We start from the raw sequence: 14,346 nt of genomic DNA, 5'->3' as shown, positions 1-14,346 counted from the left end.
CGCCGGCACCGACGTCGCCATCGCCTCCGCCGGGGGCATCCTCGCACCGATCGGGTTTGTCATGCCGATGTGGGTCGGCGCGGTTCTCATGTCGCTGTCGACCGTCGTCGTAGCGCTCAATGCCCAGCTGCTGCGGCGCATCGACCTCTCCCCCGAATCAAGCACCCGCTCCGTCCTGGAGCGCTAGAGGCATAGGACACGGCTATGACGACGAACACGGGATCTACGGAAAAGCCGGCATCCTGTGTACACGGTGCGGTGAAATTGTGCGCAGCAGCACGATCGCAGGACGCTCATCCCACTGGTGCCCCGGGTGCCAGAAGCCCCAGCGGCTGCGCTGAGAGGTCCGGCTATTTGCTCCGACACTGCCGGGGGCTTACTCTGAGGGCGGTTCATGGGAGCCGGGGCACGCCCGGCTGAGAGGGCGAAGCGGCCGACCATCAGCACTCGAAGCGGATCATGCCGACGTGAGGAGAATGGTGAAGACAGCGGTCATCGGGGCGGGAATCCTCGGACTCGCCACAGCCCTGCGGCTGCAGCGCGCAGGCCACGACGTCGCCGTTTTCGATCCCGCGCCGGTCAGCGGAGCCTCCTACGCTGCCGCTGGCATGCTCGCCCCCGTCGCAGAAGTCCAGTTCGGCCAAGACAGCCTGCTGCCGATCATGCAGAAAGCCCTCGACGAATACCCTGAGTTCCTGGAACTGCTCGGGGTGCCGCATGACGCGGTCGGCTATGAAACCGCGGGAACCCTCCTGGTCGCAGCTGACCCTGGCGACCGCGAATACCTCGAACGCATGGAACGGGCCTACGAAGCGCGCGGACTGGCCTTCGAGCATTTGCCCGGCAGCAGGCTCACGCGTCTCGAACCCGCCCTTGCTCCGGGCTTGTCAGCCGGGGCTGAAATCCCCAGTGACCTGCGCATCGACCCACGCCGTTTCACGAACGCCATGCTGGAAGCACTGGGACCGGAGGCACTTGTCCGGCAGCGCGTCACCCGCCTGGACGGTGCGGCCGTCGAAACCGCTGACGGCGTTCTTCACAGCTTCGACACGACAGTCGTGGCCGCCGGCATGGGCATCGCCGACATCGCGGGGCTGCCTGAAGACGCGGCACTGAGCCTGCGGCCGGTCTACGGCGATGTCATCCGCGTGCGCGTCCCCGAAAGCCGTCTGCGCTTCGGCCCGCTGCTGACGCGCACCGTCCGCGCCGTCGTCACCGGCCGCAGCGTGTACGTCGTGCCGCGGGCAAGCGGTGAAATCGTCATCGGCGCATCCGTCCGCGAAGACCGCCCCGACACAGACCTCGGCAGCGTTGCCGACCTCCTGGCTGATGCCATCACGGTTGTTCCCGGGCTGCGCGACTGCGACCTCATCGACGTGACCACCCGCGCTCGCCCCACAACAGAAGACGACATGCCGGTGGTGACACGGACTCAGGTGAGCGGCACCTCGGCAGTTGTTGTTGCAGGAGGACTGTCCCGGCACGGCATCCTCCTGACCCCGTACATTTCCCGCCTGGCGGCCCAGGCCGCCGACACCCACCCGGAAGGAAGGATCCCATGAGCATCAAGGTCAACGGCACCGAGCAGGAGCTCGACGGCAAGCTCACGGTGCTTGACGTCGTGGCGCGCACGACCGACAAGGAGTTCAACCCGGACGGAACACCCGCAGACGGCAGCCGACCCGGCATCGCAGCAGCACTCAACGGAGCTGTCATCCCAAGGGCCCGCTGGGCAGAAACGGATGTCGCAGACGGGGCTGTCATCGACATCGTCACAGCTGTGCAGGGAGGCTGATGTGCAGCCGCTGACAATCGGCCCGACCACCCTGACCTCCCGGCTCATCATGGGAACCGGCGGGGCAGTAGACCACACCAACCTGCGGGCAGCCCTGCAGGAATCCGGCACTGAACTCACCACCGTCGCCATGCGCCGCTACAGCCCGACAGAAGCCGATTCGCTGTTCGCCATGCTGTCCGAACTGGACATCAAGGTGCTGCCGAACACCGCAGGCTGCTACACCGCGGCCGACGCTGTGCTCACCGCTGAACTGGCCCGCGAAGCGTGCGAAACCTCGCTCGTGAAGGTCGAAGTCATCGCGGACGAAAAGACCCTCCTGCCGGATGTCATTGCCACGCTTGAAGCCACGGAGATGCTCGCCGAGCGCGGCTTTGTGCCCTACGTCTACACATCTGATGACCCTGCCGTGGCCAAGCGACTGGAATCCGCTGGTGCCGCGGCCGTCATGCCGCTGGGTGCACCGATCGGCTCCGGCCTGGGCATCCTCAACCCGCACAACATCGAGCTCATCTGCTCGCGCGCCTCTGTTCCGGTGGTGCTGGATGCCGGGATCGGCACGGCGTCCGAGGCATCACTCGCCATGGAACTGGGATGTTCCGCTGTTCTTCTGGCCAGTGCCGTCACGCGCGCCGAAGACCCCGTTGCCATGGCACGAGCCATGCGCATGGCAGTTGAATCCGGATACTGGGCCGCACGCGCCGGCCGGATTCCCACGCGCCGGCACGGTGCTGTTGCTTCCAGCAGCTTTGATGGAATCGTCACAGGCCACGACCCGGCCGAAGGATTCCGCGGAATGGGGGTCACACAGTGAGAGACAGCACGCACCTCAAACTGACACCGGAGGACGCGGATCGCTTCCGCCGGCAGATGGGTTTGGCCGGTTTCGGCGAAGAAGGCCAGGCCAGGCTGCTGAAATCGCGGGTCGCTGTTGTCGGCGCGGGCGGGCTCGGAGCTCCCGTCCTGCAGTACCTGGCGGCAGCCGGTGTCGGCCACATCGAGATCATCGATGACGACGTTGTCGAACGCAGCAATCTGCACCGCCAGGTCATTCACTCCGAATCCGATATCGGCAGGCTGAAAGCAGAATCAGCCGCCGATGTGTGCCGCGGTCTGTTCCCCGGCATCGAACTGACCCTCCACACCGACCGCCTGACCGCCGATAATGCCCTGCACGTGCTGCGGGATGCGGACCTCGTCATCGACGGCACCGACAGTTTCGATTCCCGCTACCTCATTTCCGATGCGTGCGAAATGCTGCGCAAACCCGTCATCCAGGGTTCGGTCCTGCGCTTCTCCGGTCAGGTGGGCGTCTTCTGGGCGGGAAAGACCGGCACCTACCGCGACCTCTACCCGGAAGCCCCTGACGCGGGCTCCACACCCACGTGTGCGGAAGCCGGAGTCATCGGCGTGCTGCCGGGAATCATCGGCACGCTTATGACGATGGAGGCCATCAAGCTGCTCGCCGGCGTGGGCGAATCCGCACTCGGCTCGGTTCTCATCTACGACGGACTGGCCAGCACTATGCGGACCCTCACGGTTGCCGCAGATCCCGACCGCGCACCGGTCGAGCACCTCGACTCCGCGGCTGTCATCACCCCGGCAGCCCTCGAAGCCCGCCTACAGGCGGGCCAGTCGACCCTGCTGGTCGACGTGCGCGAAGCCGACGAGTACGCCGCCGGAACCATTGCCGGGGCGCACAGTGTTCCACTCAGCGCCCTGCTGGAGGGAGCACAGCTGCCGGAGTCCGAGGCGCCGCTGACTGTGCTGTTCTGTCAGGCCGGTGTGCGCTCGCTGCAGGCACTCGACATTCTCAAAGCCCGCGGAATGCACGAGGGTGCCGCCAGCCTTGTGGGCGGAATCAACGCCGTCTGAGGCCGGACATGCGGCTATGCTGATCTGAATGTTCCTCAAAACCCTGTCGATGCGCGGCTTCAAGTCGTTCGCGTCCGCCACCCGGCTTGAACTCGAACCGGGCATTACGTGTGTGGTCGGACCGAATGGTTCAGGCAAGTCGAACGTCGTCGACGCGCTCGCATGGGTCATGGGGGAGCAGGGAGCGAAGAACCTCCGAGGCGGAAAAATGGAGGACGTCATCTTCGCCGGCACCTCGAAACGGCAGGCCCTGGGCCGGGCCGAAGTCAGTCTGACGATTGACAACACCGACGGGGCCATCCCGATTGACTACACGGAAGTCACCATCAGCCGCACGCTGTTCCGCTCAGGCGGCAGCGAATACGCCGTCAACGGCGCACCCGCCAGGCTTCTGGACATCCAGGAGCTGCTCTCAGACTCCGGTCTGGGCAAAGAGATGCACGTCATCGTCGGCCAGGGACAGCTGGACCAGGTCCTTCACGCCGACCCCTTTGAGCGCCGCGGAATCATCGAAGAAGCCGCCGGTGTCCTCAAACACCGCAGGCGCAAAGAAAAAGCCGTCCGCAAACTCAACGGCCTGCAGACCAACCTCGACCGCCTGCAGGACCTGCGGGCAGAACTCGCCCGACAGCTGGGGCCCCTGGGCAGGCAGGCTCGTGCCGCCCAGCGTGCCGCAACCGTCCAGGCGGAACTGCGCGATGCCAACGCCCGCCTGCTGGCCGACGACATCGTCCAAACAGAAGCCGCGCTGCAGAACACGGGCGATGCCCACACGGAATCCCAGCAGCGTCAGCACCTAGAGGCGCGCATTGCACAGCTGGAAGAGGAAATCTCTGAGGCGCGCACCGTCGCGGTGAAGGCAGAAGAAGAACACGACCGCCTCTCGCAGCTGCTGCGCAGGGTGGGGCAGGCTGCCACTCGAGCCAAGGCGGCAGCTGGCCGCGCTCGCGACCGTGTGGAATTCCTCCGCACACCCGCCCAGAAGCTCAGCGGCGACGAACCCGAAGCGCTGCTGGAGCGGGCCGAGCACTTCCGCGGTGAGCTCAGCGATGCCGAAGACCAGCAGAGCAAGAGGGCACAGAGCCTCGAAGAGCTGGCGCAGACCCGCTCGGAGATTTCAGGAAAGCTCGAGCAGGCAGAAGCCGCGCTGAAAGCCGCACGGGCGGAAATCGCCGAAAAGGTCCGCATCCGGGCCGGCCTTGAGTCCGATGTCGAAACAGCCAAGCGCGCACTCGAGGGGATTGCCCGCGAAAAAGCCGACGCCGCGCCGGCACGGGACAAGCTCCTGGCCGACATCGAAGCCGCACGCGCCGAAGCCCAGCGTGCAGAAGCCGCCGCAGCTGAACTCGAAGGCGACCAGATCGGCATCGACGACACTGTGAAGGCCGCGGCGGAAGCCACCGCGCAGGCCCAGAAGGCATTTGACGAAGCCAGTGCGCGCAGTGCCGAACTGACCGGTCAGCTGCGCAAGACGGAGGCCCGCATTGAGGCCCTGCAGCTGAGCGCCTCGCATTCGGCATCAGCCGAGGACCTCCTCGCCCTTGAAATCGACGGGGTGACCGGACGAGTAGAAGACCTCCTGGAGATCGAAGCGGGCTTCGAAACAGCAGCTGCGGCAGCACTCGGCCCGTTTGCGCAGGCACTGTTTGCCAGCAGCCATGCAGCAGGGCTCGCACTGTTGGACAGCACGGACGACGGTGCCGACGTCGACACCGTCATCGGCTCCACGGCCCAGACCAGCGGTCCTGAAGCTCTCGAGGTCAGCGGCGGCAGGCGAGCTGTTGACGTCGTGGCCTCCACGGATCCCGCACTGCACGCCGCCTTGCGGTCGGTGCTCAGCCGCACCGTCATCGTCGATGATTCCGATGCTGCGCTTGCGCTTTTGGAAGACCACCCTGACCTGACCTGCGTGACGCGGGCGGGAACCGTCATCGAAGCCCACCGCGTGCGCCGCTCCGGCAGGGCGGAAGCCGCCCGCGCCGAAGCGCGCAATGCGCTCGCAGAAGCCCAGGCCGGCATCGGCGACCTCACACGGGCAGCCGCAGACGCCTCGTCGGAAGTTGAGAAGCTGCGCGAAGCCCTCCGGACTGCCCGCAGTGACGAACAGCAGGCGCAAGAAGCCCGGCGCGACGCGGAAGCTCAGGGTATCCGCGCCCAAGGCAGCGTTACGGCCGCCAAGGAGCGCGAGCAGCTGCTGGAGGCAGAAATCGAGCGCCTCGATGCCCGCAGCGCACAGCTGGAAGAACGCCGAGCCCAGGCGGAAGAGCAGCGTGACAAAGCCCAGGCAGCCCTTGCGGGACTCGACAGCGTCGATGCCGAACCCGACACAGAAGACCGCGACCGTCTGGCACAAGAACACTCGCAGCTGGGCGAAGAGGTCATGGAAGCCCGGATCGCGGCCCGCTCAGCCGATGACCGCGTGCGCTTCCTAGCCGACCGCATCGACAGCCTGCGCCGCAAAGCGCGCGCCCAACAGGCCGAACGCGAACGCCTGCAGCGCGAAGAACAGGCGCGCAGGCTGCTGGCAGACAGAACCGAAGCCGCCGGTGCCATCGCCGTGGAACTCGCCGAACATCTGGCCGAACGCGAAAAGAGCGCCGAAGCAGAACACGCCCGGCTGCAGTCAAGCCGCGCGGAAGCCAACCAACGTGCCGAAAAGCTGCGGGAAAGCCTGGAAGAGCTCCGCGGAGAATTGGCGAAGCTTGCAGAAGCCGAACACGCGGCAGCGCTGAAACGCGAACGCTTCGTACTCAAGCTCGAAGAGCTCAGCCGGCGAGCGGAACAGGAAATCGGCCTGGCGGCCCAGAACCTCGTCGAACAGTTCGGCCCCCACCTCGACGTCCCCGACTTCTCAGCTGACGTTGACAGCGACGCTGACGAACTGCCGACCCGGCCGTTTGTGCGCGCTGAAGTCGAAGCCGCACAGAAAAAAGCCGAGCGCGAAATGAAGCGCATCGGCAAGGTCAACCCGCTGGCGCTCGAAGAGTTCACCGCGCTGCAGGAACGCCACGACTACCTGGAAAAGCAGATCAACGACATCGAAGAGACCCGCGAGGATCTGCGCGGCATGGTCAGCCAAATCGACGAACTCGTCAAAGAGGTCTTCGCCGAGGCCTTTGCCGACACGGCACGTGAATTCACCGACATCTTCAGCCGACTGTTCCCCGGCGGTGAAGGGTCGCTGTCGCTGACAGACCCCGACGACATGCTCACGACCGGGGTCGAGGTGTTCGCCCGGCCAGCCGGAAAGCGAGTCCGCAGGCTGTCATTGCTGTCGGGTGGGGAACGCTCGCTCGTCGCTGTTGCCATCCTCGTGGCGATCTTCAAAGCCCGGCCCAGCCCTTTCTACGTCATGGACGAAGTCGAAGCGGCACTCGACGACGCGAACCTCACGCGTCTTCTCGGCGTTTTCAAAGAGCTGCAGGAAAGCTCGCAGCTGATCGTCATCACTCACCAGAAACGCACAATGGAGATTGCTGACGCCCTCTACGGCGTCACAATGGGCGGCGATGGAATCTCAAAGGTCGTCTCACAGCGGCTGGCCGACAGCCGGCAAGGCGAATAGGTGGTTCTCGAATAGAACTATCAGCTTGGTCGCACTAAGCTGGTCTTCTGAGATCCGCCGAAATCACGCCGCCGAGGAGCTTCTGCCCATGTTCTGCAACCGCCCAATCACGGGGTGCTGATGGCTGGTCTGGGCAGCTTTGTCATTCTCCTCATCGGCTTGGCGATCATTCTGACGATCGGCATCATCATCGTGCTCGCCGTGGCTGTGCCGCGCCTGCGCGAAGAAGGCCGCATCAGGGCCAGCTCCTCGCAGCGCTTCCGCCTGCCTCACTCGTGGACCGGCTATGACGACTACGGCTTCTTCGGAGCAGACGAAGAAACCGCGCACCTTCCCACGCGCGAACAAGCCGCCGTCACCGCGATGGCCGACCACCACTACGTGCTCATACCGCAGCCGCGCCGTCACGCGGCACCGAGCCTCTCAACGCTGCGGCCGCGCACCCGACACTGGAAGGTCCCGGAAACCGGTGCGGGGCTGAGGACCACCCTGAATATTCTGTTCCGCTAGATTGGGTGCCATGGACACTCTTGTCACAGTCGGCATCATCCTGGCCATTGTTCTCATCGCCGTGGGCTTTGTGCTCTTCGGCCCTGCGCGTACTAAGCGCCGCACTCCGCCGGCACACGTGCCGGACCTCGTCGAGGACACCGAAACCACTGAGGTCGAAGAGGAGCGGCGGTACGAAACCCCCACCGAACCGACCACCCGCCTGGCCCGGCTGCGCGCTCGACTGGCCAAGTCCAACAACGTCTTCGGCCGCGGTCTGCTGACTCTGCTTTCCCAGGACACTCTGGACGAACAGACGTGGGAAGACATCGAAGATTCGCTCATCATGGCCGACCTCGGCGTTGACACGACCGCCGAACTGGTCGACTCGCTGCGCGAAAGGGTGCGAGTGCTCGGCACCCGCGACCCCGAACACCTCAAGCCCCTGCTGCGCGAAGAGCTCATCAAAGTCGTCGACCCGACCATGGACCGCACGCTCAACGTCGATCGCACGGAGGTCGCTCAGACAGCCGGCGACCCCGCCGTCATGCTCGTGGTGGGCGTCAACGGCGCCGGCAAAACCACCACCGTGGGCAAAATCGCCCGCGTCCTTGTAGCCGAAGACCGCAAGGTCGTACTCGGAGCGGCGGACACCTTCCGTGCGGCAGCCGCAGAGCAGCTCACCACGTGGGGCGACCGCGTGGGTGTCGAGACCGTCCGCGGAGAAGAGGGCGTCGACCCCGCATCGGTTGCCTACGCAGCCGTTGAACAGGGCAAGAGCGACGGCGTTGACGTTGTCGTCATCGACACCGCCGGCCGCCTGCAGAACAAGCGCGACCTCATGGACGAACTCGGCAAGGTCAAGCGCGTGGCAACCCGCCCGCTGGGCGAGGGGCACGAGGTTGACGAAGTTCTGCTCGTCCTGGATGCCACCACCGGTCAGAACGGCATGCAGCAGGCGAAGGTGTTCGCCGAATCCGTCGACATCACCGGCATTGTGCTCACCAAGCTCGACGGCACCGCAAAGGGCGGCATCGTCGTCGCCGTTCAGCGTGCCCTGGGAGTGCCCGTCAAACTCATCGGCCTGGGCGAAGGTGCTGACGACCTCGCGCCGTTCACCGCCGAGGGCTTCGTCGACGCGCTGCTCGAATCCTGACCGGGACCGGCACAGCCGCTTGACCCCACCGGTGCCGTGGGACAGCGGATCCGGACGGCAACAGCTGAGAAACCGGGCCCGGCGCATCGTCTATCCTTGTCTGTTGAGTTTCAGTCCACATAAGAAGGCAGTCAGAACCCGTGTTCAACTCTCTTTCCGATCGCCTGACAGCAACCTTCCGCAATCTGCGCGGCAAAGGCCGCCTGACGGAAGCAGATGTCGATGCGACAATCCGCGAAATCCGCCGTGCGCTTCTCGACGCTGACGTCGCGCTTCCGGTGGTGCGCTCCTTCACGGGGCGCGTGCGCGAACGCGCGCTGTCGGAAGAGGTTTCGCAGGCGCTCAACCCCGGCCAGCAGGTCGTCAAGATCGTCGGTGACGAACTCAAGGGAATCCTCGGCGGGCAGACCCGCCGCCTCGAATTCGCCAAGAAACCGCCGACGGTCATCATGCTCGCCGGTCTGCAGGGTGCCGGTAAGACCACCCTGGCCGGAAAACTCGCTCACTGGCTGCGCGGCGAAGGCCACCGCCCCATGCTCGTGGCCTGTGACCTTCAGAGGCCGAACGCAGTCAACCAGCTCCAGGTGATGGGTGAACGCGCCAGCGTTCCCGTCTACGCTCCGGAGCCGGGCAACGGCGTGGGCGACCCCGTGGCTGTTGCCAAGAACTCGATCGAAGAAGCCCGCCAGAAGCTGCACGACGTGGTCATCGTCGACACCGCGGGCCGCCTGGGCATCGACCAGGAGCTTATGCAGCAGGCCGCCGACATCCGTGCTGCCGTCAACCCCGACGAAGTCCTGTTCGTCATCGACGCCATGATCGGTCAGGACGCTGTGCAGACCGCCGAGGCCTTCCTTGAGGGCGTCGACTTCACGGGTGTCGTCCTGTCGAAGCTCGACGGTGATTCACGAGGCGGTGCCGCCCTGTCGGTCGCTGAAGTCACCGGAAAGCCCATCATGTTCGCCTCGACCGGCGAAGGGCTGAAGGACTTCGAACAGTTCCACCCGGACCGCATGGCCGACCGGATCCTCGACATGGGCGACATCATGACGCTCATCGAGCAGGCCGAGCGCACCTTCGACAAGAAGGAAGCTGAGAAGCTCGCCAAGAAGGTCGAATCCGGTGATGGCTTCGACCTCGAGGACTTCCTCAAGCAGATCGGTGCCATCCGCAAGATGGGCTCGATGAAGAAGATGCTCGGCATGATTCCGGGCATGGCCCAGCACCGCCAGCTGATCGAACAGTTCGACGAACGTGAATTCGACCGCATCGAGGCGATCATCCGCTCGATGACACCGGCTGAGCGCGCCAACCCCAAGATTCTCAACGGATCCCGCAGGGCCCGTATTGCCCGCGGTGCCGGTGTTGAGGTCAGCCGCGTCAATCAGCTCATGGAGCAGTTCGCCGCCATGCAGAAGATGATGAAGCAGATGGGCGGCGGCCGCGGCATGCCGCAAATGCCGGGTATGCCCGCCATGCCGGGAATGCCGGGCATGGGTGCCGGGGGAGGCCGCAAGCAGCGCCGCAAGCCCGGCGGCAAGAAGCGCAGCGGTGCCGGCAAGTCCGGCAATCCGGCCAAGCGCGCCCAACAGGAACGCGAAGCGCAGCTGCGCCGCGAAGGCAAAGCACCCAGCCAGCAGGGCGCATCCTTCGGCGGCATCGACCTGGGGGATGACGAAGAGTTCGACCTGTCGAAGCTGCCCAAGGGCTTCGGCGGCTTCTCGAAGTAAACCCCCGGTGGAAAGCCAGCGTCTTTTCTGGCACAATAATCTGCTGTACTTGTCTGCCCGCTGATCCCTCTCAGCCAGCGGACAGGCTGGAACACGAAGATACGAATCGCTGACATCCCCACGTCATGCGCTCGGTTCTTCACCCTGATCGCAAAAGGAGACACCACAGAAGTGGCAGTCAAAATTCGTCTGAACCGCATCGGCAAGGTCCACGCACCGCACTACCGCGTTGTCGTGGCTGACTCGAAGACCCGCCAGAACGGCCGTCCGATCGAAGAGATCGGTCTGTACCAGCCCACCTACAACCCGTCGGTCATCAAGATCGACTCGGAGCGCGCACAGTACTGGCTCTCAGTGGGTGCTCAGCCCACCGACCAGGTCAAGGCTCTGCTCAAGCTCACGGGTGACTGGGCTAAGTTCACCGGCGAAGGTGACACCACCAACCGCGTCGAGGGCCAGGCTGAAAAGCAGGAATTCGAAGCTCCCGAAGCCAAGTCGGTCATCAAGCCGAAGGAAGAAAAGGCTGAGGAAGCTCCGGCTGAAGAAGCCGCCGAAGCTCCTGCTGAAGAAGCACCCGCTGCTGAAGAAGCAGAAGAGGCCTGATCATGCTTGCGCAGGCGCTTGAACACCTCGTACAGGGAATCGTCGACAATCCTGACGACGTTTCCGTGAGGGAGCGCAGCAGCGGTCGCGGTACGACCCTCGAAGTGCGCGTCCACCCTGACGACCTCGGTCGTGTCATCGGACGTGCCGGACGCACCGCCAAGTCGCTGCGCAAAGTCGTGAACGCCATTTCCGGCGAACGCGTGCGCGTCGATCTTGTCGAAGCCTGATCACACTCGCAGTCTTCAAACAGCGCCCCGTGGAGGATTTCCTCCCGGGGCGCTGTTGTGTTTGATATCGCAGGTTTGGCACACCCGTTAGCGACGGATCTGCGCTTTAGCCGCAAGGGCCCACCCGATAGCAAGAAAAACTCCCGTTAGCCGCCACTGTTTTCGGGTGTTTTTGTTGCTAAACGGTGTGCGGGTGCAGGAAGGGGCCGAGGTGGAGGTCCGGTTTTCGTCGGCCGCCGGGGTGCAGGGCGCGGCTGGGCCGCAGCAGCTCGGGCGCGCCCCACGGCAGACCGCCCGCCGTTACACTGGAGGGGTCCGTCAAGCTGTGAAAGGCCCCTGTGAGTCAAGTTGTCGCCCGGCTGGGCAAACCACACGGAATCCGCGGTGAGTTCACCGTCGAAGTCCGCACCGATGATCCCGATGAGCGCTTCCTCGTCGGCAGTGAGTTCTCCACTCAGCCGGACATCGGCACTCTCACCTTGACCCGCGCCAGGTGGCATCGCGACCGCCTGCTGCTGACCTTCGCCGAAATCAGCGACCGCACGCGGGCGGAAGAAGTCCGCAACACCCTCATCAGCGTCGAAGCGGATGACAGTGACGACGACAGCGCCTGGTACGTTGCCGACCTCATCGGCCTCGACGTGATCGAAAACGACACCGTGATCGGCAAAGTCGCCGACGTCATCAACAACCCCGCGCAGGATCTCCTCGAAATCACCCTGCACAGCGGGGCTGAGGCTCTTATCCCGTTCGTTGAGGAAATCGTTCCACACGTCGACACCGACTCCGGTACCGTGACGATCACCCCTCCGGCGGGACTGCTGCCGCAGGACGGCGAATCGTGAGACTCGACGTTCTCACAATCTTCCCGGACTACTTAAGCCCGCTCGACCTTTCCCTCATCGGCAAAGCCCGCAGGGACGGCCACCTGGACTTGCGGGTGAGCAACCCGCGCGACTACACCACTGACCGCCACCACACCGTTGATGACACTCCCTACGGCGGCGGTGCTGGCATGGTGATGAAAGCCGAGCCGTGGGCACAGGCCCTGGAAAGCACACTCGAGGGCACCTCGGGAACAGGGGAGCGGCCCGTGCTGATCGTGCCCAGTCCAGCGGGTGTCCCCTTCACCCAGAAGATCGCCCGGGAACTGGCGCAGCGAGAACACCTCGTGTTTGCCTGCGGGCGCTACGAGGGCATCGACCAGCGGGTTGTCGAATGGGCCGCAGACGATGGCCGCTTCGATGTTGAGCTCATCAGCATCGGCGACTACGTGCTCAACGGCGGTGAAGTCGCGGCACTCGTCATGATCGAGGCGATTGCCCGGCTGATCCCGGGCATCATCGGCAACCCGGAATCACTGGACGAGGAAAGCCACGAAGACGGGCTGCTCGAATATCCCGCCTACACAAAGCCCGCCGAATGGCGCGGCCGCGGCATCCCCGAGGTTCTGCTGTCGGGGAATCACGCGGCAATTGCCCGCTGGCGCTACGAACAGCGGCTGCGCAGGACAAGCGAGGTGCGTCCCGACATGCTCGAAAAGCTGTGGGACAGCCTCAGCAAGAAGGACCGCGACTACCTCGACTCGCTTCGCGGCCGGCACTGACCAGGTGCCGAGCCGCACTGCGCGGGCATTTTGACGGCACTGAGCCGGCGCTCTCGGGCGTACGAGGTGCCGGCCCGGCACGATGCGGATCTGCGGTTCTGATCTCGACTTGGCGAGGCGTGCGCCTGTGCACTAAACTGGGTCTCTGCGTTTGCTGACTTCAGCCTGCCTCGGAGGGCTCGCAAGTCCATAAGGGAAGCCGCAAGGCCATCCGGCAGACCATCCGCCCATCCGCTTTCTGCGGATACTGACACGCGCATGTACGATCCGGGGCGCGCATGCAGGAGAAACCAATGCAGAAACTTGATTTTCTCGACAAGGCTTCGCTGAAGACCGACATTCCCAACTTCAAGGCCGGTGACACCGTTGACGTGCACGTGCGCGTCATCGAAGGCTCGCGTTCGCGTGTCCAGGTGTTCCGCGGTGTTGTTCTGCGCCGTCAGGGCCAGGGTGTTGGCGAAACCTTCACCGTCCGCAAGATCAGCTTCGGCATCGGCGTCGAGCGTACTTTCCCGGTTCACGCACCCACGATCGACAAGTTCGACGTGCTGACCCGCGGTGACGTTCGCCGCGCCAAGCTGTACTACCTGCGCGACCGTCACGGCAAGGCCGCTCGCATCCGCGAGAAGCGCTGAGCATGACGAACTGAGGGCGCGAACCGATCGGTTCGCGCCCTTCGTCATATCCGGAACATGCACACATCACGCACTCGCCGCATCCTGCCGGTCATCGCATGGCTGGCCATCGTGGGCCTCCTGCTGGCCGGCATCCTACGCGGCTTCGTCGTGCAGAGATTCTCCATCCCGTCTGAATCCATGGAGCCCACCCTGCAGCCGGGGCAGAAGATCACCGTCTGGCGCGTCCCGGCGCTGAAGGGAGACATTGAACGCGGCGACGTCGTCGTCTTCGACGGCCGCGGCAGCATGATCCCCGGCACAGGTCCCGGCGGGGTGCAGAACATCGCATCGTGGTTCGGGATCGGACCGAAGAACGTCTTCTACGTCAAACGCGTCATCGGCATCGGCGGCGACGAAATCGTCTGCTGCGAGGACAACCAGCTGACCGTCAACGGTGAGCCATTGCAAGAGCCGTACCTGAAAGATCAGGAGGGCTCCGCCTCGGAAATGGAATTCCACGTGCGCGTGCCCGAAGGGCGCGTGTGGCTCATGGGCGACAACAGGCACGATTCGACTGACTCGCGGAACCTTCTGGGCCGACCCGGCGGGGGAATGGTCCCGCTCAAGCGGATCATTGGAACAGTCCGAGAATCTGACCAGCAGGCGCCGCGATAGGATGG

General features: G+C 64.6%; 15 protein-coding genes, 1 pseudogene and 1 riboswitch. All 16 genes and pseudogenes read left to right on the top strand.

Annotation, left to right across the window (positions count from 1 at the left end; translation table 11 throughout):
• Nucleotides 1-187 (top strand): annotated as a pseudogene (locus HMPREF3092_RS10965) (hypothetical protein); the annotation flags it as partial.
• Entirely contained in the window at nt 120-341 is a 222-nt protein-coding gene (locus tag HMPREF3092_RS11500; RefSeq protein ID WP_083274243.1) for a zinc finger domain-containing protein, read from the top strand. The pseudogene HMPREF3092_RS10965 and the gene HMPREF3092_RS11500, both read left to right, overlap by 68 nt.
• A gap of 43 nt (nt 342-384) precedes the next feature.
• Nucleotides 385-491, top strand: a riboswitch (TPP riboswitch).
• Nucleotides 477-1,562 (top strand): glycine oxidase ThiO, encoded by a 1,086-nt coding sequence (gene thiO / locus HMPREF3092_RS03940; protein ID WP_070423901.1) that lies wholly within the window; start codon nt 477-479, stop codon nt 1,560-1,562. (Overlaps the previous riboswitch by 15 nt.)
• Nucleotides 1,559-1,795 (top strand): sulfur carrier protein ThiS, encoded by a 237-nt coding sequence (thiS, locus tag HMPREF3092_RS03935; RefSeq protein ID WP_019174815.1) that lies wholly within the window; start codon nt 1,559-1,561, stop codon nt 1,793-1,795. Before thiO ends, thiS begins: the two co-directional genes overlap by 4 nt.
• Nucleotides 1,743-2,609 (top strand): thiazole synthase, encoded by an 867-nt coding sequence (locus HMPREF3092_RS03930; protein WP_370919359.1) that lies wholly within the window; start codon nt 1,743-1,745, stop codon nt 2,607-2,609. Before thiS ends, HMPREF3092_RS03930 begins: the two co-directional genes overlap by 53 nt.
• The gene (locus HMPREF3092_RS03925; RefSeq protein ID WP_070423900.1) at nt 2,606-3,670 is read left to right on the top strand and encodes a ThiF family adenylyltransferase; all 1,065 of its coding nucleotides are present in this window, start codon (nt 2,606-2,608) and stop codon (nt 3,668-3,670) included. The genes HMPREF3092_RS03930 and HMPREF3092_RS03925 overlap by 4 nt, the downstream gene beginning before the upstream one ends.
• A gap of 28 nt (nt 3,671-3,698) precedes the next feature.
• Entirely contained in the window at nt 3,699-7,235 is a 3,537-nt protein-coding gene (gene smc, locus HMPREF3092_RS03920; RefSeq protein WP_070423899.1) for a chromosome segregation protein SMC, read from the top strand.
• Between the two features lie 120 nt (nt 7,236-7,355).
• The gene (locus HMPREF3092_RS03915) at nt 7,356-7,745 is read left to right on the top strand and encodes a hypothetical protein (protein ID WP_040377204.1); all 390 of its coding nucleotides are present in this window, start codon (nt 7,356-7,358) and stop codon (nt 7,743-7,745) included.
• A gap of 10 nt (nt 7,746-7,755) precedes the next feature.
• Nucleotides 7,756-8,880, top strand: a complete 1,125-nt coding sequence (ftsY, locus tag HMPREF3092_RS03910; RefSeq protein WP_019174820.1) for a signal recognition particle-docking protein FtsY — start codon at nt 7,756-7,758, stop codon at nt 8,878-8,880.
• Between the two features lie 140 nt (nt 8,881-9,020).
• On the top strand, nt 9,021-10,610 hold the full coding sequence (gene ffh / locus HMPREF3092_RS03905; protein ID WP_070423898.1) for a signal recognition particle protein: 1,590 nt from the start codon (nt 9,021-9,023) through the stop codon (nt 10,608-10,610).
• Nucleotides 10,611-10,781: 171 nt separating this feature from the next.
• Entirely contained in the window at nt 10,782-11,213 is a 432-nt protein-coding gene (rpsP, locus tag HMPREF3092_RS03900; protein ID WP_019174822.1) for a 30S ribosomal protein S16, read from the top strand.
• Between the two features lie 2 nt (nt 11,214-11,215).
• Nucleotides 11,216-11,443 carry an RNA-binding protein gene (locus HMPREF3092_RS03895; RefSeq protein WP_019174823.1) on the top strand — a complete coding sequence of 76 codons (228 nt, stop codon included), beginning with the start codon at nt 11,216-11,218 and terminating at the stop codon, nt 11,441-11,443.
• A gap of 338 nt (nt 11,444-11,781) precedes the next feature.
• Nucleotides 11,782-12,288 carry a ribosome maturation factor RimM gene (gene rimM / locus HMPREF3092_RS03890; RefSeq protein WP_070423897.1) on the top strand — a complete coding sequence of 169 codons (507 nt, stop codon included), beginning with the start codon at nt 11,782-11,784 and terminating at the stop codon, nt 12,286-12,288.
• Nucleotides 12,285-13,049, top strand: a complete 765-nt coding sequence (gene trmD, locus HMPREF3092_RS03885; protein ID WP_070423896.1) for a tRNA (guanosine(37)-N1)-methyltransferase TrmD — start codon at nt 12,285-12,287, stop codon at nt 13,047-13,049. Before rimM ends, trmD begins: the two co-directional genes overlap by 4 nt.
• 293 nt (nt 13,050-13,342) lie before the next feature.
• Nucleotides 13,343-13,684 carry a 50S ribosomal protein L19 gene (rplS, locus tag HMPREF3092_RS03880; RefSeq protein WP_070423895.1) on the top strand — a complete coding sequence of 114 codons (342 nt, stop codon included), beginning with the start codon at nt 13,343-13,345 and terminating at the stop codon, nt 13,682-13,684.
• 57 nt (nt 13,685-13,741) lie between these two features.
• Nucleotides 13,742-14,341 carry a signal peptidase I gene (gene lepB / locus HMPREF3092_RS03875; RefSeq protein ID WP_070423894.1) on the top strand — a complete coding sequence of 200 codons (600 nt, stop codon included), beginning with the start codon at nt 13,742-13,744 and terminating at the stop codon, nt 14,339-14,341.
• Nucleotides 14,342-14,346 lie beyond the last annotated feature (5 nt).

It is taken from the genome of Brevibacterium sp. HMSC24B04 (assembly GCF_001806835.1).
GTDB classification, from domain to species: domain Bacteria; phylum Actinomycetota; class Actinomycetes; order Actinomycetales; family Brevibacteriaceae; genus Brevibacterium; species Brevibacterium ravenspurgense.
The sequence above is the reverse complement of the archived record's forward strand: the minus strand, read 5'-3'. Positions and strand labels throughout refer to the sequence as shown.

Excerpts from the sequence above, each read along its gene's own strand:
- lepB (WP_070423894.1), top strand. The coding sequence starts at position 13,742 with ATGCACACATCACGCACTCGCCGCATCCTGCCGGTCATCGCATGGCTG.
- HMPREF3092_RS11500 (WP_083274243.1), top strand. The coding sequence starts at position 120 with ATGCCCAGCTGCTGCGGCGCATCGACCTCTCCCCCGAATCAAGCACCC.
- HMPREF3092_RS03915 (WP_040377204.1), top strand. The coding sequence starts at position 7,356 with ATGGCTGGTCTGGGCAGCTTTGTCATTCTCCTCATCGGCTTGGCGATC.
- rplS (WP_070423895.1), top strand. The coding sequence starts at position 13,343 with ATGCAGAAACTTGATTTTCTCGACAAGGCTTCGCTGAAGACCGACATT.
- ftsY (WP_019174820.1), top strand. The coding sequence starts at position 7,756 with ATGGACACTCTTGTCACAGTCGGCATCATCCTGGCCATTGTTCTCATC.
- smc (WP_070423899.1), top strand. The coding sequence starts at position 3,699 with ATGTTCCTCAAAACCCTGTCGATGCGCGGCTTCAAGTCGTTCGCGTCC.
- thiO (WP_070423901.1), top strand. The coding sequence starts at position 477 with ATGGTGAAGACAGCGGTCATCGGGGCGGGAATCCTCGGACTCGCCACA.
- thiS (WP_019174815.1), top strand. The coding sequence starts at position 1,559 with ATGAGCATCAAGGTCAACGGCACCGAGCAGGAGCTCGACGGCAAGCTC.
- HMPREF3092_RS03895 (WP_019174823.1), top strand. The coding sequence starts at position 11,216 with ATGCTTGCGCAGGCGCTTGAACACCTCGTACAGGGAATCGTCGACAAT.
- HMPREF3092_RS03930 (WP_370919359.1), top strand. The coding sequence starts at position 1,743 with ATGTCGCAGACGGGGCTGTCATCGACATCGTCACAGCTGTGCAGGGAG.